This window comes from Microbacterium testaceum (assembly GCF_003075375.1).
GTDB lineage: Bacteria > Actinomycetota > Actinomycetes > Actinomycetales > Microbacteriaceae > Microbacterium > Microbacterium testaceum_E.
The window spans coordinates 96,374-116,508 of the sequence record NZ_QDFT01000006.1; the positions used below are offsets into that span (position 1 = coordinate 96,374).

General features: G+C 68.7%; 17 protein-coding genes. 11 read left to right on the top strand and 6 right to left on the bottom strand.

Annotation, left to right across the window (positions count from 1 at the left end):
- Positions 1 to 255 precede the first annotated feature (255 nt).
- From rpmH to DC432_RS04100, 9 genes are all read left to right on the top strand, one after another.
- Positions 256 to 393, top strand: a complete 138-nt coding sequence (rpmH, locus tag DC432_RS04060) for a 50S ribosomal protein L34 (RefSeq protein WP_013584598.1) — start codon at positions 256 to 258, stop codon at positions 391 to 393.
- An 8-nt stretch (positions 394 to 401) separates the two neighbouring features.
- A complete protein-coding gene (rnpA, locus tag DC432_RS04065) occupies positions 402 to 740 on the top strand; it encodes a ribonuclease P protein component (RefSeq protein ID WP_116536787.1) in 339 nt (112 codons plus the stop codon).
- Complete coding sequence (gene yidD / locus DC432_RS04070; protein ID WP_116536788.1) at positions 737 to 1,093, top strand: membrane protein insertion efficiency factor YidD; 357 nt, start codon at positions 737 to 739, stop codon at positions 1,091 to 1,093. The genes rnpA and yidD overlap by 4 nt, the downstream gene beginning before the upstream one ends.
- 2 nt (positions 1,094 to 1,095) lie before the next feature.
- Positions 1,096 to 2,157 (top strand): membrane protein insertase YidC, encoded by a 1,062-nt coding sequence (yidC, locus tag DC432_RS04075; RefSeq protein ID WP_207770738.1) that lies wholly within the window; start codon positions 1,096 to 1,098, stop codon positions 2,155 to 2,157.
- Positions 2,158 to 2,171: 14 nt separating this feature from the next.
- On the top strand, positions 2,172 to 2,675 hold the full coding sequence (locus DC432_RS04080) for a protein jag (protein ID WP_116536789.1): 504 nt from the start codon (positions 2,172 to 2,174) through the stop codon (positions 2,673 to 2,675).
- Positions 2,676 to 2,682: 7 nt separating this feature from the next.
- A complete protein-coding gene (gene rsmG / locus DC432_RS04085) occupies positions 2,683 to 3,312 on the top strand; it encodes a 16S rRNA (guanine(527)-N(7))-methyltransferase RsmG (protein WP_116536814.1) in 630 nt (209 codons plus the stop codon).
- Positions 3,313 to 7,741: 4,429 nt separating this feature from the next.
- Positions 7,742 to 8,668: a ParA family protein gene (locus DC432_RS04090; protein WP_243393023.1), complete on the top strand. Its 927-nt coding sequence runs from the start codon at positions 7,742 to 7,744 to the stop codon at positions 8,666 to 8,668.
- Entirely contained in the window at positions 8,668 to 9,633 is a 966-nt protein-coding gene (locus DC432_RS04095) for a ParB/RepB/Spo0J family partition protein (RefSeq protein ID WP_116536791.1), read from the top strand. Before DC432_RS04090 ends, DC432_RS04095 begins: the two co-directional genes overlap by 1 nt.
- 70 nt (positions 9,634 to 9,703) lie before the next feature.
- The gene (locus tag DC432_RS04100) at positions 9,704 to 10,051 is read left to right on the top strand and encodes a tryptophan synthase subunit alpha (RefSeq protein ID WP_108319839.1); all 348 of its coding nucleotides are present in this window, start codon (positions 9,704 to 9,706) and stop codon (positions 10,049 to 10,051) included.
- A 125-nt stretch (positions 10,052 to 10,176) separates the two neighbouring features.
- On the opposite strand, the gene trxA is transcribed toward DC432_RS04100, so the two are convergent.
- The 4 genes from trxA to DC432_RS04120 all read right to left on the bottom strand — a co-directional run bounded on the left by trxA (position 10,177) and on the right by DC432_RS04120 (position 15,464).
- Positions 10,177 to 10,500 carry a thioredoxin gene (gene trxA, locus DC432_RS04105; protein ID WP_108319841.1) on the bottom strand — a complete coding sequence of 108 codons (324 nt, stop codon included), beginning with the start codon at positions 10,498 to 10,500 and terminating at the stop codon, positions 10,177 to 10,179.
- 59 nt (positions 10,501 to 10,559) lie between these two features.
- Complete coding sequence (trxB, locus tag DC432_RS04110; protein ID WP_116536792.1) at positions 10,560 to 11,546, bottom strand: thioredoxin-disulfide reductase; 987 nt, start codon at positions 11,544 to 11,546, stop codon at positions 10,560 to 10,562.
- 73 nt (positions 11,547 to 11,619) lie between these two features.
- Positions 11,620 to 13,242 carry a murein biosynthesis integral membrane protein MurJ gene (murJ, locus tag DC432_RS04115; RefSeq protein WP_116536793.1) on the bottom strand — a complete coding sequence of 541 codons (1,623 nt, stop codon included), beginning with the start codon at positions 13,240 to 13,242 and terminating at the stop codon, positions 11,620 to 11,622.
- Positions 13,239 to 15,464, bottom strand: coding sequence for a DUF6049 family protein (locus DC432_RS04120; RefSeq protein WP_133177879.1), 2,226 nt, complete (start codon positions 15,462 to 15,464; stop codon positions 13,239 to 13,241). The genes murJ and DC432_RS04120 overlap by 4 nt, the downstream gene beginning before the upstream one ends.
- Before the next feature lie 106 nt (positions 15,465 to 15,570).
- Between DC432_RS04120 and DC432_RS04125 the strand changes: the two genes are divergently transcribed.
- Both DC432_RS04125 and DC432_RS04130 read left to right on the top strand, forming a co-directional pair.
- Positions 15,571 to 17,082 carry a DUF7059 domain-containing protein gene (locus tag DC432_RS04125; RefSeq protein ID WP_116536795.1) on the top strand — a complete coding sequence of 504 codons (1,512 nt, stop codon included), beginning with the start codon at positions 15,571 to 15,573 and terminating at the stop codon, positions 17,080 to 17,082.
- Positions 17,083 to 17,128: 46 nt separating this feature from the next.
- Complete coding sequence (locus DC432_RS04130) at positions 17,129 to 18,556, top strand: CCA tRNA nucleotidyltransferase (protein ID WP_116536796.1); 1,428 nt, start codon at positions 17,129 to 17,131, stop codon at positions 18,554 to 18,556.
- 84 nt (positions 18,557 to 18,640) lie between these two features.
- Here the strand turns inward: DC432_RS04130 and DC432_RS04135 are convergent, their stop codons facing one another.
- Together DC432_RS04135 and DC432_RS04140 are read right to left on the bottom strand one after the other, a co-directional pair.
- Positions 18,641 to 19,762, bottom strand: a complete 1,122-nt coding sequence (locus DC432_RS04135; protein ID WP_116536797.1) for a hypothetical protein — start codon at positions 19,760 to 19,762, stop codon at positions 18,641 to 18,643.
- A complete protein-coding gene (locus tag DC432_RS04140) occupies positions 19,759 to 20,118 on the bottom strand; it encodes a PadR family transcriptional regulator (RefSeq protein WP_116536798.1) in 360 nt (119 codons plus the stop codon). Before DC432_RS04140 ends, DC432_RS04135 begins: the two co-directional genes overlap by 4 nt.
- Positions 20,119 to 20,135 lie beyond the last annotated feature (17 nt).

Genomic DNA, 20,135 nt, shown 5'->3' on the forward strand with positions numbered 1-20,135 from the left:
TCGCGTCGAACCTGTGGATAACTTCCGGGGCCACGCTAGTTCGCGGCTCTCGCGGAGCAAAATCCACTGTAAGACCCGGCCGCGTGTCTTTGCCACGCTTGTGGACAACGCCTGGGGATAATGGGCGGTCGGCTTCCCGGTTTGAGTTAACGCCGGACTCGACGTAGCCTTAGTCGGTTGACTTATGCCTATACGGCAGTCCCGACCCCGTCCCCGGCAGAAGAGCATCGGGCGACACCACCTCCGGAGTGACCCATGAGCAAGCGCACCTTCCAGCCCAACAACCGCCGCCGCGCCAAGAAGCACGGCTTCCGCGCCCGTATGCGCACGCGTGCCGGCCGCGGCATCCTCGCGGCACGCCGCGCCAAGGGCCGCACCGAGCTCTCGGCCTGACAGACCCGGTGCTCGCGAAGCCGAACCGACTCACCCGCGGATCGGACTACAAAGCCACAGTCCGACGGGGTTCTCGGTGTGCCGCTGCGCACACCGTTACCTACGTCGGCTCGTCGGCCGAGACCGAGACGCCCCGCTTCGGCTTCATCGTGAGCCGACAGGTCGGCTCCGCTGTCACCCGCAACACCATTCGCCGCCGCCTCAAAGCGGTGTGCGCCGAGGCGCTCCCGTCCATTCGCGGGGGCGCCTCGATCGTCATCCGCGCACTTCCCTCCGCGGCGACCGTCGACTACGCCACCCTGCGCGCCGAGGTCGTCCGGTGTCTCGAGCGAAAAGCTTCGGTATGAGCACCTCCACGCTTCCGACGTCGGCCACCGGGTCCGGCCGTCTCACGGTGGACGGCGTTCTGGCATCCGTCCCCCTGCTCCCCCGTAATGCGGGGCTCGCCCTGCTGCACGCGTATCGAGCGACGATCTCGCACGTCTACGGCGACGTGTGCAAGTACTACCCGTCCTGCTCCGCCTATTCGGTGGGCGCCGTGCAGCAGCATGGACTCGTGAAGGGCATCGCGTTCACCGCGGCCCGTCTCGCACGGTGCCATCCCTGGGCTCAGGGTGGCATCGACGACGTCCGTCCTCACCGGGCCTTCCGCCACGAACTCACTCGGCACGGATTCGTCGTGCCCGCCCGAAAGGACTGATCGTGCAATTCGATCTCATTGGGACCATCCTCTGGCCGCTGAAATGGGCGGTCGAACTCGTGCTGGTGGGCTGGCACGCTCTCTTCACCGCCGTGGGCCTCGCCCCCGCCGCGGGCCTCACCTGGGTGCTGTCCATCGTGGGTCTGGTGCTCGTCGTCCGTGCCGCCCTGATCCCGCTCTTCGTGAAGCAGATCAAGAGCCAGCGCAAGATGATGGAGATCGCTCCGGAGCTGCGCAAGGTCCAAGAGAAGTACAAGGGCAAGCGCGATCAGCTGTCTCGCGAGGCGATGAGCCGCGAGACGATGGCGCTGTACAAGAAGCACGGCACCACCCCCGTGTCGAGCTGCCTCCCGCTGCTCGTGCAGATGCCGATCTTCTTCGCCCTCTTCAGCGTGCTCAACGACGTGTCCAAGCACGCGAACAGCGGTCAGGGCGGTGTGGGACTGCTCACCCCCGAGCTGACCCGCGAGTTCTATGACGCACGCCTGTTCGATGTGGCATCCATGCACGTCAACCTCGTCACCGCTTGGGGCCAGTCCGACGGTCAGGTGACCGTCGCGATCCTGCTGACCCTCGTCGTGCTGATGATCGCGTCGCAGTTCTTCACGCAGCTGCAGATCATCTCGAAGAACCTGTCGCCCGAGGCCAAGACCGGTCAGGCATACCAGATGCAGAAGATCATGCTGTACATCCTGCCGCTGGCCTTCATCTTCTCGGGTGTCTTCTTCCCGCTGGGTGTCGTCATCTACTGGTTCGTCAGCAACCTGTGGACGATGGTGCAGCAGTTCATCGTCATCCGCGAGATGCCGACTCCGGGATCGGATGCCGCGAAGGCCCGTGAGGAGCGCCTGGCGCGCAAGGGCAAGGCGATCGACTCGTCGGGCAAGGTCGTGTCAATGGAGAAGTACGAGGCCGAGCAGCAGCGCCTGCTCGAGGAGGCCGAGCGCGCCCGTGCGGCCGCTCCGAAGCGCCAGCAGCCCGTCGGCAAGCAGCGCGCGAAGAAGCAGCAGTCCGCCAAGAATCCGAGCGCCAACGGCGCTTCCGGTTCGTCCTCCCCTGCTTGAGCCCGGAGACAACGATGACGACGTCCGATCAGATCACGCCCGAACAGACCGCTGCTACGGAAGAACAGCTCGAGCAAGAAGGCGACATCGCCGCCGACTACCTCGAGGGGCTGCTCGACATCGCCGATATCGACGGCGACCTGGCGCTGGATGTGCGCGCAGGTCGCGCCTACGTATCGGTCGAGGCCGACGACATCGAGGCGTTGTCGACGCTGTCGCACCCCGACACCGTGCAGGCGCTGCAGGAGCTCACCCGTTTGGCCGTTCAGAGCTCGACCGGGCGCTTCTCGCGTTTGATCCTCGACATCGGTGGATCGCGAGATGCGCGTCAGCGCCAGCTCGAGAACCTCGTCGACCGCGCCATCGCCCGTCTCGACGAGGGTGCGTCTCAGGCGTCGCTGCCCGCGATGTCGAGCTACGAGCGCAAGCTCGTCCACGACATCGCGGCCGACCGCGGGTACTCGTCGGAGTCGTTCGGCGAGGGTGCGGACCGCCACACCGTGCTGCGTCGCGGCTGAGTCCGGGATGCCGGAACATCTCGAAACAGAGCCGGCGGCTGCCGCTGATCTCTTCGGAGAGCAGATCGAGCGCGCTCGGCGGTTCACGTCGAACCTGGCGACCCACGGCGAGGAAAGGGGCCTGATCGGCCCCCTCGAGGTGCCTCGTCTCTGGACGCGTCACATTCTGAACAGCGCGATCGCCGCGCCGTACTTCCATGGGCGTGCGGTCGACGTCGGTTCAGGTGCGGGGCTACCGGGCCTGGTGCTCGCCATCGCGCGGCCTGACGTGGAGTGGACGTTGATCGAGCCGATGGAACGTCGCACGGCCTGGCTCTCGGAGCAGGTCGACGACCTCGGGCTTACCAACGTCACGGTGGCCCGTCTGCGCGGTGAGGAGTGGACCGACGGTCGTGTCTTCGATGTCGCCACGGCGCGGGCTGTCAGCGCCCTGCGGACGCTTCTTCCCTTCACCGCGCCTCTGGTGCGGCCGGGGGGACGACTCGTTTTCTTGAAGGGCGCCAACGTGGGGGCCGAGATCGAGTCGGCGGCCAAGGCGATTCGCAAATTCGGTCTCGAGGACGTGTCGGTCGAGGTGATCGGCGAGGGCGTGCTCGGCGAGCCGACTCGGGTCTTCGTGGCGACTCTGGGCCGCTGATTCAGCCTCTAACCTGGTATTTTTCGACATCATTCTGACCCCGCCTCATACGGATCGCGCCGCTCGGCTTATTGCGCAGAACCAGGGCGCGCGGGCCCTCGCTATCGGAGCGTCGGTCGGCAGGTCAGGTGTATGATCCCCCGCCCGTGGTCGCCGCGATGCGGCGCGTATCATCCGTTCGTCACGTCTTTCGTGCGGAACGCGGGATTGGGAATGCTGACACGACGGCGTGCATGTCGGGCGGCGGGTGACAGGTTCTCGCGACGATCGTGCGGGGGAACTTCGCCGTGCTTGGTGCAGTTCGCCGCCTTCCCGGGGCCGGGCGAGGCCGGCGAGATGGTCGTGGCATGACGCACCGCCGTGTTCGCCGCGTTCCCGAGCCGTTTCCGAGGTCCGGCGACGGCCGTCGGCGCGGGGCTTCCGAGGCGCGTGACGCTGTCGGGGTCGGGTTGGACGCGCGAGCTCCGGTTCGGTGCTCGTCATCACGTCGTTGAATCGCGCAAAGGAGTCCGCCCCGTCGCCTCAGCCGAGCTCGACGCCAGCTGCCGTGAGTGCCGTGGACGCGGAGAATGACCGTGCGCAAGGGGTGCTTCCGTCTCTCAGGCCGGATAGGAAGCGTCCCTTGGCCAGCCGGTGCATGGTGCTGGATGTCCTCGGGAAGGTGCGTTTCGCTACCCCACAGATCCCGACGCGACGCGGTTGTGGCCTCGAATCCGGTGACGCGTTGGCGGTCTGCTGTGCGGCCGCGTGGTCATCGATGCAAAGCGACGCCACGCACGTTTCACGTGAAACATGTCGGCAGTGGTGGGTGATCGCAGCAGGCGATCTGGCGCTGCGCGCGGGTGGTCCAGATCTCCGACGCTAACGGCCCGACAGACGGCCCGCAGGCTTCCGTCTTTCGCTAGTTGGGTGAAAGCCGGAGTAGGTGCCCTCTGAGACGTATGGTCTCGTTCACGCTTCGGCCGCGTGAGAGTAGACCAGCATCGTGAGGAACCGGTTGGATTGTGCAACTCGCAGTCAGTCTCCCGGTGCGCTTCGCGAGAGGATGCGGGAGCATGCCGGTCTCAGCGAAGTGGCCGCGATTCAGCGAGGAAAGCGAGTGGCCACCGCCATGCGATAGCCATGCTCGACGGGGGTGCTGCCTCCGGTGTCGGTGGAAGCGGCGACAGTACACCTGGGACGGCGTATCCGTAGGCGCGTGGCCTTCGGACCGTGGCGAGAAGCGCCATATTCGTTCTGAACTATGAGATTTTTGGAGCGTGCTTACGCGGAAGGTGACGTCGTGAGCACCCTCCCCTCCCCCGCCATGCGCGTGCGTGCGATCGGGTGGCGAGAAGGTGAGACCGAGGCCGGCGGCGTAGTCGTCGGAGTGTGTGGCGGTGAATGAGGCGTGTTGGGGGGCTGCTCATGATCTGTGAGTCGGCGCCGGACGATGTGCACGCTCGCTGTGTGTGCGTGTTCCGGAGGGCTTCTCGCGGTTTGTTCGTCGCTCGCCAGCCGCCTCAGCGACGACCCGCCGGGGCGTCGATCGTCCGTCCCGGCTCTGCACCCGAGCTGTTCTCCTCTCGCAGTCCACTCCCGCGCTTTCGCTGCCCCACGTGAGGGAACCGGTTCTCGTCGTCCCGTCCAAAATGCCCCCACCACCGTGGCGTTCTCCTGTCTTTCCCTGTCTGTGCGGGCGTGTCGGAGAGCTTGCACCGCCCCACGTGAGGCAATCGTCTCTCGTCGTTCTGCCCTGGATGGTGCGCCACCACCGTGGCGTTGTCGTGTCCTGCGCTCCCTGAGCGGGCTTGTTGCAGCGCTCCCACTGCTCTGCTTTCGCACACAGGGCGACGTGTGGATGTGCGTACGCATGATATGTCCGGGAGTGGGTCGATGAATCGCAGACGCTTGTTCGCTCTCAGAGCCACGCTTCGACACGCACCCGGCGCCCCGGGAGTGGACACGGCAGTCCCCCACCAAGCTGGCTTGTTCCCGAACCTCGTCACTCGTGACCAGTGCGTTCCGCGGGCGTCCGCTGTGTCTTCACGAGGGACCAGACCTCTTCCCTCGGAATGGCGGTTCACGGGCGTCCTCACGCTCTCTCGAAAGCTCTTGCAATCGCGCCGACCAACACGGCCACGAGATCGCTGGGTCACGAATGTGGGTCGGTGCCGTGGGCTGGCCTGATCACGGACAGGCTGGTGACGACGCATCGGGTCGGCGGCGGTTCGCCGCTCGAGGTGGCTCGCGACGCTCCGTCGTGGTGTGCGCCGGCGCACGCGGTCGATGTTTCACGTGAAACGCAACAATGGCGTCGCTGTCGGTGGACCTACGAGGGGTTCGGATGCTTCACGGCAGACAGGTCCGACGGTGGCGGGCGCGTACGATCCGGGGGCGTGCGGTGCGTGGTGCATCGGAACCGGTCCCTTGATAGTCGATGCGAGTCTCGAGCACCAGTAGCGTTCGGCAAGGTGCGCTGAGGCATCATCTGCAGACTCGTTTGGGTGGTGCGATATTGGCGACTATCCGCACGCTTATGTGTGCCGTCGTGTCATGCAAAGAGGCGGCGGGTTACGTTGCAGTCGTCGGTTCGCGAGTGGAGTTCACGGACGGGGTAGCTGGTGCGCGGGAGAGTGCATCTCTCGGCGGTGTTTTGCGGAGGAGCAATTCTCACCGCATGGGACCTTCGCGTCACCGTACCCCTGTTCGACGGCTGCGGGCGGGAGTGGCTGCGCATGGCGAGCCGCCATCGACACGAACCGATGTTTCACGTGGAACATTGCATCTGAGTGCCGGGATTCGGCGTATCCAGCCACTCGACGCCATTTGGTGTTCCCGCGCTTCGGACGAGGGTCCGCTCTGCCCAGTGCAGAAGTAGCGCATATCGGGGTGTCGTAGGTGCCCTGAGGGGGCTCGGCGTTCTGACGTAGATCTGTCCACCGCATCCCTCGCGCTACCCGCCCCAAAACTGAAGGGCGGGCTCTTTGAGTCTGTCGATGCTCGCGGGCTCGTCGAAAACGGCGGGAGCTGTGTGTCTCGCGAGCCTCGACGCCGGTACGAGCCCGCCCGGCGGCGGCGTCGCCGTACTCACTACCAACCTCCGTGGGGCGCTGACGCCAGACGCGCCTGCGCTTAGGCACCAGCGGCCGAGCGTATGAGGAAGTTTTCACCCTGCCTCCCGGTCACTTCCGCCAAGCCCCAGGACATAATGAGGTTGGCCACTGAGTCGCGACCGTCATGCGCCTGTCCGCGCGATGGGGTGTCATCAAACGAGGATGCGCCCATGTTTCACGTGAAACATGACGAGGTCCATCCACAACAGGTTGCCCAGCGTGAAGCAGTAGCCATGGACATAGTCGAGCTCTGCGCGCGCAAAGGCCATGGAGCTCTGCTGTCCGCCGGCGGATCCGCAGGACCCGGGAGGCGGCATGCGACGCATGGGGCGCGCTCTGTCTTGGGATCGGATACTGAGCTGGCGCCCCGCAGCTTGAGATGGACGAGGCCAATTCCTCGGTCCGCGCGCCAGGTACGGCTCGTGACGGGCTGTACGGATGTCAGATCACAATGCGAACGCACGGATGCGGTCACAATGGTCCCATTGCTGCTTCGATGACGGGCGGTGCGCTCGGCCAACGGAGGATGTTGTGCCTATGTTTCACGTGAAACGGCGGTCGGCGTGCCTGCCAGGCGTCCCGATGGACCGGGAGGAATGTCACCGTCGGCGCCATCAGACTCGTGGTGGTGACGACGTCGAAACGTCTGACCACTCTCCAGGTGAGGGTTTCGTGCGGCATCGCGGTCGGTTGGTCGATCCCACGTCCAGCCTGCGCGGGCCTTCTGAATGGCGACGTGGCTGTTAACCGGGAGAGCTCCGCTTACCCTGCGCGGGTGGGCCCAGAGGGTGGGGGCCCGGTTGCTTCTTCGTCGACTCAGGGCGGGGATGCCATCCGTTCGAACCGCCGTTGCCAACCGCCCTGTCTCCCCCAAGGGCGCCATTGAGCCCCACCAATGCGGCCGTTGAGGCCGCCGCACTATTCATGCTGCCCGCTCCTGGCGGGGCCGGGTGAAGCGAGTTTTCGCGCCGAGATGGCGTGTCGTGGGCCTGATGGCCGACAAGCCGACATCGTGATGGCGCCGACGTGTCGGGCGCCGAGGCGCAGGTGCACTTCGAGTCAGAGGGTGCCAATCAGGTAGTCAACCGTCACCGCTCCCATAAGGCGTTCGCGGGGACGCGGAGCGGAATCGACGTCTCTATCCCCTAGGTAGGCGGTGCTCCTGACTGGCGCACTTCACGACGCTTGCGACGCCCATGAACGCGGTGGAGCACTCGTAGTCTGCCTTGTAGGCGGCCTCACCTAACGGTGCAGCGCGCTCCACAGGGAGCTCATCCTCACGGTCAATGTCCGACCGGACGGGTAGACTGAGCGAGTTCGCGACGGTGAGAGGTGTGTTTCACGTGAAACAGTCCGATGAGACGTCCACGTCGTCATCCTTCGAGGACTCCCCCATCGCCCGCGAGATCGCCAATCTGTCGGCGCGCCGCCGGGCCCTCGAATCGCAGACCGTCGAGCTCTCCGGGCGCACGCGCGTCTTCACCGTCTCGAATCAGAAGGGCGGCGTCGGCAAGACGACGACGGCCGTGAACATCGCTGCGGCTCTCGTCTCTGTGGGCGCACGCGTCCTCGTCATCGACCTGGACCCGCAGGGAAACGCATCGACCGCCCTGGGAGTCGCTCACAACGCGGAGACGCCGAGCGTCTACGACGTGCTCATCGACGAATTCCCGCTGGCCGACATCGTTCAGACGAGCCCCGAGTCGCCCAACCTGTTCTGTGCGCCGAGCACGATCCATCTCGCCGGCGCCGAGATCGAGCTGGTGTCGCAGGTCGCCCGCGAGCACCGCCTGCGCGGCGCTCTGCGCGATTACCTGGCGATCGAGGGCAACCATTTCGATTTCGTCATCATCGATTGCCCGCCGTCACTGGGACTCCTGACCATCAACGCCTTCACGGCGGCGGATGAGGTCATGATCCCCATTCAGTGCGAGTACTACGCCCTCGAGGGTCTGAGCCAACTGCTCGGCAGCGTCCAGATGATCCAGAAGCACCTCAACCCCGCCCTGCATGTCTCGACGATCCTGCTGACGATGTACGACGGTCGCACGCGCCTCGCGCAACAGGTCGCCGAAGAAGTTCGCTCCCACTTCACGAACGAAGTCCTCGACACGGTCATCCCCCGTTCGGTCCGCGTATCCGAGGCGCCGAGCTTCGGGCAGACGGTGATCGCGTACGATGGCCAGTCAGCAGGTGCCATCGCCTACCGCGAAGCAGCGGTCGAGATCGTCGCACGTGACACCACGAAGAAGGATTCCTGATGGCGAAGAGGACCGGACTGGGCCGCGGTATCGGCGCCCTGATCCCCACGGCGGAACCGTCCGAAGCGCGTCCGGTGGACGTCTTCTTCCCGGATGCCGGAGCGACGGCGCAGAGCGACGCAGATCGGACCCCCAGCACCGCCGAGGCCGACCTCGTCAGCGTGCCGGGCGCGCGACTGATCCACGTCGACCCAAAGTCGATCGTGCCGAACCCCCGCCAGCCGCGGACGCACTTCGATCCTGACGACCTCGCTGAGCTCATCCACTCGGTGCGCGAATTCGGAGTCCTGCAGCCGGTGGTCGTGCGCGATAAGGGCGACGGCACCTACGAGCTCATCATGGGCGAGCGGCGCACGCGAGCGTCGCGCGAAGCCGGTCTCGACACCATCCCCGCGGTCGTGCGCGAGACGGACGACGAGTACCTCCTACGGGACGCCCTGCTCGAAAACCTGCACCGCTCGCAGCTCAACCCCCTCGAAGAGGCCTCGGCGTACCAGCAGCTGCTCGAGGACTTCGGCATCACGCAAGAAGAGCTGGCGACCCGCATCGGGCGTTCCCGACCGCAGATCAGTAACACGATCCGTCTGCTGAAGCTACCGGTGCCCGTTCAGCAGCGCGTGGCCGCCGGCGTCCTGAGCGCGGGGCATGCGCGCGCGATCCTCTCACTCGACGACCCGCGCGAAATGCAGAAGCTCGCGGACAAGATCGTCAACGAGGATCTGTCGGTCCGCGCCGCCGAGGCGGCCGCGAAGATGCCCGGTGTCGCGCCGGTCCGGCAGAAGCCCACGGCCGGATCGCGCCGGTCGGGACTCGACGACGTCGCCGACCGGTTGGGCGACCGGCTCGACACCAAGGTGAGAGTGTCCCTGAACGCCAAAAAAGGCCAGATCAGCATCGATTTCGCCAGTACCCAGGATCTCAATCGCATTCTCGCCGCGCTGGGTGAAGACGGGTACACCGGCTGACGATCGCCTTCTCGCGGCGAGCGAACGCCCGACGCCCCTCGGTGTCGGTGGGGCGACGTACCCTGGATCAGTGACTGCGAACGATGACAACCTGCGCCGTCGCGCCAGCCTCGAACTCCTGCGCGCCGAAGCCTCCGACGAGCTCGCCGTCCTGATCCACGAGCGCTTGCGCGGGGGTGAGGACCCGTGGGACTTCATGGAAGACCTCCCCAGCGTGGACGAACTCGTCGTCCTGACCCTGCGCGCCGAGAACATCGCCGAGAACGGTGGAGTCCGACCCAATCGGTCGCGCAACTACCGCGTCCTCCGGCAGATCGCTCTGCAGTACCCACCCCTCACTCGCGCTGTGTGGCGCATTCTGGGCGAAGAGGAGCCTCACCGGCGCTGGGACGCCAGCGTGCGTCTCGACGCGTCCTGAGGTCGTACAGGGGCTCGCACACCACACTTGGGGTCGGCGACCCACCGCCGGCGCAGGACGGCGGCATCCGGATATGGGAAAGGACCCCGGCACCGAAGTGCCGGGGTCCTTTCTCGAAGAGGGTGTCAGCCGATGAACGGCGCGAGGTCCTGCTCGAGCGCGTACTTGGGCTTGGCGCCGATGATGGTCGTCTTGACCTCACCGCCCTGGAAGACCTTCATCGCCGGGATCGACGTGATCTGGTACTTCATGGCCAGATCGGGGTTCTCGTCGACGTTGAGCTTCAGGATCGTGATCTTGCCCGAGTTCTCGTTCTGGATCTCGTCCAGGACGGGGGCGACCATGCGACACGGTCCACACCACTCGGCCCAGAAGTCCACGAGAACGGGTCCGTCGGCCTGCAGAACGTCCTGCTCGAACGTCGCGGAGGTCGTCGCCTTGGCGGTCATTTTTTCTCCTTAGATGAGATCGTCTTGTGTGAAAACGCCGGTCGCGGCGGATTTGTTCCTCAGACCACCGCGGCGTCGGGAAGACCCTCGATGGGGCTCTCGGCGACGGCGGGCTCGCCCGCCTCGCCCCGAGCGGCGAGGAAGTGCTCGACGTCGAGGGCGGCGACGGTACCACTGCCCGCGGCGGTGATCGCCTGGCGGTAGGTGGGGTCGATGACGTCACCGGCGGCGAAGACACCCTCGACCGAGGTGCGCGAGGAGCGGCCGTCGACCCAGATGGTGCCCTGGTCCGTCAGCTCGAGCTTGTCGTGCACCAGGTGGGTGCGGGGGTCGTTGCCGATCGCGACGAACAGGCCGTCGAGCGGGAGCTCGCGGGTGCTGTCGTCGACGGTGGAGCGCAGACGCACGCCGTTGACCGCGTCATCACCCAGGATCTCGTCGACGGCGCTGTTCCAGATGAACTCGATCTTGGGGTTCGCGAACGCGCGCTCCTGCATGATCTTGGAGGCGCGGAGCGAGTCCTTGCGGTGGATGACGTAGACCTTGGATGCGAACTTGGTGAGGAAGTTCGCCTCTTCCATGGCCGAGTCGCCACCGCCGACGACCGCGATCGTCCGGTCGCGGAAGAAGAAGCCGTCGCACGTCGCGCACCACGAGACACCGCGGCCCGACAAGCGGTCTTCGCCCTCGAGACCGAGCTTGCGGTAGGCGGAACCGGTCGCGTAGATGACCGAAACGCCCTCTTCGACCTTGCCGCTGCCGAGGGTGACCTTCTTGACGGGACCGTCGAGCTCGAGCGAGACGACGTCGTCGTAGAGCACCTCGGCGCCGAAGCGCTCGGCCTGCGCCTGCATCTTGGCCATGAGGTCGGGGCCCTGGATGCCGTCGGGGAAGCCGGGGAAGTTCTCGACCTCGGTCGTGTTCATGAGGTCGCCGCCGGCCTCGACCGAACTCGCGACGACGAGCGGCGCGAGGTTGGCGCGGGCCGCGTAGATGGCAGCCGTGTAGCCGGCGGGGCCGGATCCGATGATGATGACGTGACGCACGGTAGCGCGTTCCCTTCGTTGATTCCGCCGGATGAAACCCATGCTAGCCCCGGGATATTCCGCGGCCCGGGGGCTAGCGCTTGGGGAGGAAGCGTCGCCCGAGGGCGAGCGCCGGCGCCAGTTCCGGGGTGCGGAACAGGGCCAGGATGCCGAGGTACACGGCGAGGACGACGGTTCCCACCAGCGCGGCTCCCAGGGCACCCCAGAGCTTGTCCGAGGCGAGCCACCCGGTCGTGCCGCCGCAGAGCAGGACGACGCCCCACCCCGCCGCAGCCGCCGGGACGGCGACGAGGACGAAGCGGAGGAGTTGCGGCATCCATTCCCGAATGCCGATGCCGCCCAGGCGACGGTCGAGGATGACGGTCGCGATGACGACCTGCACGACGCTCGAGAAGGACTGGCCCAGCGCCACGGCGGCCGCGAGCTGCGTGATCGGGATGACCCCGGCGGAGGCGGCTGCGCCGGCGGCCAGGGCGGTCACCGCGACCAGGGCGCCCTGGACGAGGGTGAAGAAGAACGGTGTGCGGGTGTCGTTGTACGCGTAGAAGGTGCGCTGGATGACGAACAGCACCGCGAGCGGTAGCAGGCAGACCAGGAAGCACAGCAGCAGCGGGGCGGCCGCGAGGGCTTCGTCGGCGCCGTTGGTGAAGACGCGGGTGGCCGGGACCGCGGCGATCGCGAGAGCGGCCGTGGCGGCGACGATGAAGAGACCCAGGACGCGGATGCTGCGGACGATGTCGGCCTTGACCTCGTCATGGCGCTCGGCGGCCGCGTGCTCGCTCAACTGCGTGAAGTAGGGCGTCCCGATCGAGAGCACGATGATCGAGTACGGCAGCATGAACACCAGCCAGGCGTTCTGCGACGCGATGATGGCGGGCCCGGTGCCCGACGCACCCGACAGCACGCGGGTCTGCACGATCCCGGCGAGCTGACCGACGATCACCATCAGGAATGTCCATCCGGCCAGTCGCCCGATGTGGCGCAGACCCACACCGCGCCAGCGGAAGTCGGGGCGCAACTGCAGACCGGCGCGACGCCAGAAGACCAGCAGCACGATGGTCTGCAGGACGATGCCGCCCGTGGCGACCCCGCCCAGCATGCCGATCATCGTCGGCGTCCACTGCACGACGTCGGGGCTGGGTCCGCCGAAGATCAACAGGAAGGCGCCGAAACCGACGATCGAGACGAGGTTGTTGACGATCGGCGCCCAGGTGTACGGCCCGAACACCTTGCGGGCGTTCAGGATCTCGCCGAGCAGCGCGTACAGGCCGTAGAAGAAGACCTGCGGCAGGCACCAGTAGGCGAAGGCCGTGGCGAGGGCGATCTGGTCGGGCTGCACCTTGGCGGGGTCGATGTAGATCGTCACGATGAACGGCGCCGCGATCATCGCCAGAGCGGTCGCGGCCAGAAGGATGACGGTGCCGAGCGTGAACAGCTTCGACACGAACGCCCGACCGCCGTCGGCGTGCGCCGCGGCCTTGACGATCTGGGGAACGATGACCGCGGTGAGCACACCCGTCGAGATGACCGTGTAGATGTTGTTCGGCAGCTGGTTCGCGAGGCCGAAGGCGTCGCCGGCCGCGGTCCCCACCGAGCCGACGATCGCGACGAGCACGATCGTGCGCAGCAGCCCGCTCACCCGCGAGACGATGGTTCCGGCTCCGATGAGCACGCTCGCCCGTCCGATACTGCTCACGAGCGGCTCTCCTGCGGGGTGTCGGTGTCGAGGGGGGTGTCGATGTCGTCGGGGTCGGCGTCGGCGCGGCCGTCGGCGTGCTGATCCTTGAGCGCGATGCCGTCGGTGGGGGTGTCGGCATCCGGGACCGAACCGTCGTGCTCTTCGGCGCGGGTCCGCCGGCGACGGGCCACCGTGCGCACCACGCCGAGCGTCAGAAAGCCCACGATCAGGGCGATGATGACGACCAGGCCGATGTTCTCCCACTCGGCGCGCACCTCGACGTCGACGGCCTGCGGGGTGCCGATGACGACGCCGGTGGGGCTCAGCAGCTGGAAGTCGACGCTGACCTCGCCGTTGGCGATGCGGGCCTCGACCGGGACCTCCATGCGGGTGTTCGCCGAGGCCTGCGCCTCGACCGTCGTGCGCTCCTGCACCCGCAGGCGGGCGTCGTTCGTCCGTACCGAGAGCACCACGGTCACCGGCCACGGCAGGTCGTTGCGCACCCACGGCCGCAACGGCGCACTCGAACTCACGAGGCGGAAATCGGAGGACAGGATGCCGACGGAGTCGAGCGTGGTGCGGGTCTGGGCGCGGTGGTCCGAGACGGCCTGGCGGGCGGCATCCCCCGTCCATCCGACGCTCATGACCTGCAGGACCTCGGCGCGTTCGCGCCCGGTCAGCAGCTCGGGCTGGTCGAGGATCGAGGCGAAACGGTCGATCACCTGCTCGTCGGCGAGCAGATCGCCCACCTCGCCCACGCGCGCCTGATCGATCGTGGGGGCGGCGAGCGACACCTCGGATGCCGGCAGAGCGGCCACGTCGCGCAGGGTCGTCGGGGTGTAGCCCGGGGCGGTCGTCAGCAGCCCGAGCGTCGCGCGCAGGCTGACCCGCGAGCGGTCGGTGCCCCGGTCGACGACGGCGAGGACGGGCTGGCCACCCGCGGCCGTGCGCGCGAAGGCGAGATACCCCTGCGCGGCGGCGAGAGAGGCGCCGCGGCGGGTGGTGTCGTTCTGCCCTGCCGCCGCGGCGAGGGCGCGGGACACCTCGGCGTCGTAGACCGGGGTGGACACTCCCCCGACGGTCGCGGCGGCCTGCCGGGTGCCTCCGCCCACGGACGTGGATGCCACCAGCACGTGCGCGGGATTCTCGGCGGTGCCCAGGGGGGCGAGGGCCGCGATCGCCTCGGCGCCCGCACTGGCCGTGGCGGGCCAGAAGACGTTCGGCGTCGCGGTGCCGATGTCGAGGAGTGTCGACAGCGAGGGGAATGCGGGCTGCCCCGGCGCGGCCGAAACGGACGGGTCGGGGGTGGACACCGCCGAGACGGCCGGTGCCGGCTGCGTGAAGTCCGCGGCCGACATGTAGTTCTGCAGGGAGGTGGGGGTCAGCGGCGCCGCGAGCCCCGCGGCCAGCTGCGCGGCGATGTCGGCATCACCGAACTGCAGGGCGAAGCGGTCGTTCGGCAACGCCAGCAGCCGCTGCAGCCACGAGACGGCCGTGGGCGGGGCGGCGGAGCCGAGGACGCGGATCGCGGCGGGGATCGCCGGGTCGACGGCGAGCGTGGCCCCCGTGCCGTCGACGGAGTCGAGCTGGGCCGACAGGGCCCCGTCCACGGCGGTCAGCTCGGCGAGCTCGTTGGCCGACAGCAGTCCCCGGGTCATGGGGGCCGCGGTGATCGGCACGACGACGGCCACCGGCGTCTGCGGCGCGGCCTCGGACGGGACGACGACCACGCTCGCGGCGCTCATCCCCGCACCGCTCACGAGGACGGGGTACACCCCCGGGGCGCGGTTCGCGAGGGCGGGGTCGGTCGCCGGGGTCGACAGGGTCGTGGTGCTCTGCGCGCCGGAGGCCGTGGCATCCACTGTTCCCGTGGCGACCTGCTGCAGTGTCACACCCGTCGTGTCGCCGCTCAGCCACCGGTCGAGGGCGGCGTCGTCGGCGAGTCCGGCGGAGCCGAGCGAGAGCGAGAGGGGTGTCGCGGTCGTCGCGACCGAGCCGCCGGTGATCGTGGCGACCACCGACAGGGTGTCTCCGGCGCGCAGCACGCCGTTCGCGGCGGGGGCGGCGGAGAGCACGGCCGGCGACAGCGACGCCGACGGGGACGGGCTGGGAGTGGCCGCGGCGGCGGCGCTCGCGGGCAGTCCGACGCCGAGGGCCAGGACACCGGCGACCAGGGTCGCCAGCAGCCGGCGCGTGAGGGAGCGCCGCGGCACGGGTGAGCCCGAAGGCGGGGAGGTCACGGTCATACGATCGTCGGTGGCACGAGGGGGCCTCGCACCGCCACGAGTCTAGGCCCGGCTTGCTTCGAGCCCCCCGATAGCCCCGCGCAGACTGTTGAATGGACCGGTGCTCCCCGAACCCGCTCCTCAGCTGTGTCAGGCCCTCGCGGCCGACCTCCGCTCCGCCGGCTACGCCAGCGCCGCCCTGCGCGACGCGTGGGGCGCCCAGGCCGACGACGCCCTCGCGCGCGGACTGCGCGGACCCGCGGCGCAGGCGCTCGAGGGCCGCGACGACGCCCTGGCCGTCCTGGGACGTCTGTGGGGACTCGGGATGCCGGTCCCCCGCGCGAGCGTGGACGCGGCCCTGCCGACGCTCACCGTTACCGGCGCCGTCGACCTCGGCCTGATCGCGACGGTCGGCGCCGACGTCGCGCCCGCCGTGCTCGTCCGTCCGCAGGCCTTCGCCGACGACGCGGGCGAGGTCGAGTGGTGGATCGCCAGCGACCTCGACGAGGCCGCCCTGCAGGGTCCGCTGCCCGAGGACCACGTGCTCGGCGTCGGAGGCGCCTCGCAGACCCTGGCCCGTCTGCAGCTCACCCGCCGCGGCGGTAACGCCCTCGACCTCGGCACGGGATGCGGCATCCAGGCCCTGCGACTGCGCCGACTGGTGGACCGCGTCGTCGCGACCGACATCTCGGAGCGCGCCCTGCGCTTCACACGACTGAATGCCCTGCTGAACGGCGTGGACGGCATCGAGACGCGGCACGGCTCGCTGTTCGAGCCGGTGGCGGGCGAGACGTTCGATCGGGTGGCATCCAATCCCCCGTTCGTCATCACGCCGCGCGTCGAGGGCGTGCCCGCCTACGAGTATCGCGACGGCGGTCTGGAGGGGGACGCGCTCGTGGCCGCCGTCATCGAGGGGGTGGGAGCGCAGCTGGCGCCCGGCGGAGTCGCCCAGTCGCTCGGCAATTGGGAGTACCACGGCGAGGAATCGGGTCTCGACCGCGTCCGCGGGTGGGTGGGACCGTCGCTGGACGCCTGGGTGATCGAGCGCGAGGTCCTCGATCCGCTCGCCTACGCCGAGCTGTGGGTGCGCGACGGCGGGACGGTCCCGGGGACGCCCGCCTACGCGCGGCTGATCGAGGCGTGGCTCGACGACTTCGCCCGTCGCGGTGTGACCGGCGTCGGTTTCGGGTACGTGCTGCTGCGCAAGCCGCTGGCCGGGGCGCCGACCCTGTCGCGCTACGAGCGCGTCGCCGGCGGCGGCGAGGGCGGGTTCGGCCCGCACCTCGCCTCGTGCCTCGCGGCGCACGATCGCGCCGCACTGCTGGACGACGTCGATCTCGCCGACAGCGTGCTGCGCGTCGCCCCGGACGTGACCGAGGCGCGCCACCACCGCCCCGGTGAGGGCGACCCGTCCGTCATCGAACTGCGCCAGGGTGGGGGCTTCGCGCGCACGCTCGAGGTCGACCCCGCGCTGGCCGCGCTCGTCGGAGCGTGCGACGGCGACCTGCCCGTCGGCACCCTGATCGACGCGATCGCGCAGCTGATGGAGGTGGATGCCGCGCACCTGCGCGCCGACCTGCTGCCCCGCGTGCGCGAGCTGCTCGTGACGGGCTTCGTGTCGTTCGAGGACTGAGGCGCCCCGGGAGGCGCTGTCAGCGGCCTTCGTTAGGCTCGGAGGCATGCTGAACATGGCCGAGGGACTCGTGCGTCTCGAGGAGCTCGCCGCCCATCCCGTCGTCGCCACCGTCGCCCGCGCCTTCGCCGAGGCCGGACGCGATCTGGCGATCGTGGGCGGTCCCGTGCGCGACGCGCTGCTCGGGCGCACGACGCACGACTTCGACTTCACCACCGATGCGCGTCCCGACGAGATCCTCGCCCTCATCAAGCCCGTCTCGTCGGTGCAGTGGGACGTGGGCCGCGCCTTCGGGACCATCGGCGCGCGCGTCAAGGGCGAGCAGGTCGAGATCACGACGTTCCGCGCCGACAGCTACGACGGTGTGACCCGTAAGCCGACGGTCGAGTTCGGCGACACGCTCGAGGCCGACCTGAGCCGCCGCGACTTCACCGTGAACGCCATGGCGCTGCGCGTCCCCGCGCGCACGTTGGTCGACCCCACGGGTGGGGTCGAAGACCTCATCGCCGGGCGGCTGCGCACGCCGATCGATCCGGCCGTCAGCTTCGGCGACGATCCCCTGCGCATGCTCCGCGCGGCGCGTTTCTCGTCGCAGCTCGACTTCTCGGTCGATCAGGGCACCCTCGACGCGATCGCCGAGCTGCGCGCCTCGCTGTCGATCGTCAGCCCCGAGCGGGTGCAGGCCGAGCTCGTGCGTCTGCTGCAGACCGACGATCCCGTCCGCGGCATCCGCGTCCTGGTCGAGACCGGGCTGATCGAGGAGTTCCTCCCCGAGATCCCCGCGCTCAAGCTCGAGGTCGACGAGCACCACCACCACAAGGACGTCTACGAGCACTCCCTGACCGTGCTGCGCCAGGCCATCGCTCTCGAGAAGAGCCGCCACCCGGATGCCGCCCCCGACGTGGCGCTGCGGCTCGCGGCCCTGCTGCACGACATCGGAAAGCCCGCCACGCGCCGCCTCGAGGCCGGCGGGGGCGTCACCTTCCACCACCACGACATCAAGGGCGCGCGCATGGCGCGCAAACGCCTGCAGGCGCTGCGCTTCGACGCCGCGACCACGACGGTGGTGTCGCGCCTCGTCGAGCTGCACCTGCGCTTCTTCGGCTACGCCGAGGGGGCGTGGACCGACGCCGCCGTGCGCCGGTACGTGCGCGACGCCGGAGACGAGCTGGAACGCCTGCACATCCTGACCCGTGCCGACGTGACCACGCGTAACAAGCGCAAGGCGCAGCGTCTGGCATCCGCCTACGACGACATCGAGGCCCGGATCGCCACCCTGCGCGAGCAGGAGCAGATCGACGCGATCCGCCCCGACCTCGACGGCAACCAGATCCAGCAGATCCTGGGTCTCACGCCCGGTCGCGAGGTGGGCGAGGCGTATCGCTTTTTGCTCGATCTGCGGCTCGACGAGGGCGTGCTGGGTGCCGACGAGGCCGAGAAGCGTCTGCGCGCGTGGTGGGCTGCGCGGGGCTGACCTGCTGCCGCGGTCGCGGCCGAGACGACGACCCATCGGCCTCAGATCGCCGCAGGGCGGCGGTCGCGAGGCGCGGGTCGTCCCTCACCCCGCCGGCGTGGCCTCGGCGCCCGGTGTCGCCGGCGATTCCGCTCCGGGAGCGGTCGGCGCCGGCGACGCGGACTGATCCCCGGCCGGCTCGGGAACCGCGACGGTGCCCGCGGGCAGCGGCTGCACCCGAGCGAAGGGGAAGTCGGACGTCGTTGCGTTGGCGACGTCCGCAAGGCTGTCCCAGGTGGAGGCCCCGGCGGGGATCTCGCGCAGCGGGAAGACGTTCCACGCGTCGCTTCGACCCGGGATGACGTACGGGACCGGGACGGGCCCCCCGCCGCCGTAGAAGTAGGAGTCGACCTGGACCCCGTCCACCTCGCGCCCGACGGTCGTCAATGCGTTGCCGTCCTGGTCGAAGAGCTGCACGGCGTCGATGGGGTTCCCCTCGGCGTCGAAGGCGAAGATGTTGCGGATCCGAACGCCATCCGACGAGAGGCCGGGAGTGTCGTACAGGGCCGGGGCGGGGTCGATCCGTCCGGCGTAGACCTGGGTGAGAGCCGACGAGAACGACGCGGTGAGCACGGGCACCGCGATGACCGCGAGAACCGTCAGAACGGTGCGAATCGCACGCATCCACCGCAGGGGCGCCCAGCGCCCGCGTCCCCATTGCACGCTGACGACGAGGCAGGTGGCGAGCACCACCCACGACAGGGCGTTGTACGAGAGCGAGAGAAGAGAATCCAGGATGCCGCCGGTCCCGGGCTTCGGCATCAGAGCCAAGAAGACCCAGACGTAGAACACGCAACCGCGCAGCACCCACCACACCGGCCGCAGCGAGGAGAGCAGGTCGAGGATCCACCCGCCGACCGGGTTGTTCCGCACCGCGGCGCCGACCTCGCGCCAGCCGTTGCGGACGTCGTCGATGACCGTGAGTCTCTTCCGCGGCCGGTTCGAGGCGGTGCGCTCCGGAAGCCCGGCGGCCGCGCGCAATTCGGCGGCATAGGTCGCGGCATCCGGGATCTCGAAGTCCGCGCCCGCCTCGGCGGCCTGGTCGGACAGATCCGCCTCGAGGCCGTCGAGCAGGTCGTCGACCTCGTCGGTCGGCAGGTCGTCGAGGTGTGCGCGGACGGCGGAGGCGAACGCGTGGATGTCGTCGCGGACGGGCGTGGTGATCATCGTGCGTCTCCGATCGTACGCAGTTTCTTGGGCCGGTTGCCGTCGTCGAGCAGCCCCGTCATCGCTGACGAGAAGTGAGCCCAGCTGGCGCGCTGGGCGTCGAGCAGTTCGCGCCCCTGGGGGTTGATCGCGTAGTACTTGCGGTGCGGACCGCCCTCGGATGGCACCACGTAGCTCGACAACGCTCCCGCCGAGTAGAGCCTGCGAAGCGTGCCGTACACCGACGCATCGCCCACCTCGCCGAGACCGGCTTCGCGCAAGCGGCGGACGATGTCGTACCCGTACCCGTCGTCGTGCTGAACGACCGCCAGCACGGCGGCATCCAGCACCCCTTTCAACAGCTGCGTCGTATCCACGCGGCCCCCTTCGCTCC

Excerpts from the sequence above, each read along its gene's own strand:
- DC432_RS04130 (WP_116536796.1), top strand. The coding sequence starts at position 17,129 with ATGCTGAACATGGCCGAGGGACTCGTGCGTCTCGAGGAGCTCGCCGCC.
- DC432_RS04095 (WP_116536791.1), top strand. The coding sequence starts at position 8,668 with ATGGCGAAGAGGACCGGACTGGGCCGCGGTATCGGCGCCCTGATCCCC.
- yidD (WP_116536788.1), top strand. The coding sequence starts at position 737 with ATGAGCACCTCCACGCTTCCGACGTCGGCCACCGGGTCCGGCCGTCTC.
- DC432_RS04135 (WP_116536797.1), bottom strand. The coding sequence starts at position 19,762 with ATGATCACCACGCCCGTCCGCGACGACATCCACGCGTTCGCCTCCGCC.
- DC432_RS04080 (WP_116536789.1), top strand. The coding sequence starts at position 2,172 with ATGACGACGTCCGATCAGATCACGCCCGAACAGACCGCTGCTACGGAA.
- trxA (WP_108319841.1), bottom strand. The coding sequence starts at position 10,500 with ATGACCGCCAAGGCGACGACCTCCGCGACGTTCGAGCAGGACGTTCTG.
- rsmG (WP_116536814.1), top strand. The coding sequence starts at position 2,683 with ATGCCGGAACATCTCGAAACAGAGCCGGCGGCTGCCGCTGATCTCTTC.
- rpmH (WP_013584598.1), top strand. The coding sequence starts at position 256 with ATGAGCAAGCGCACCTTCCAGCCCAACAACCGCCGCCGCGCCAAGAAG.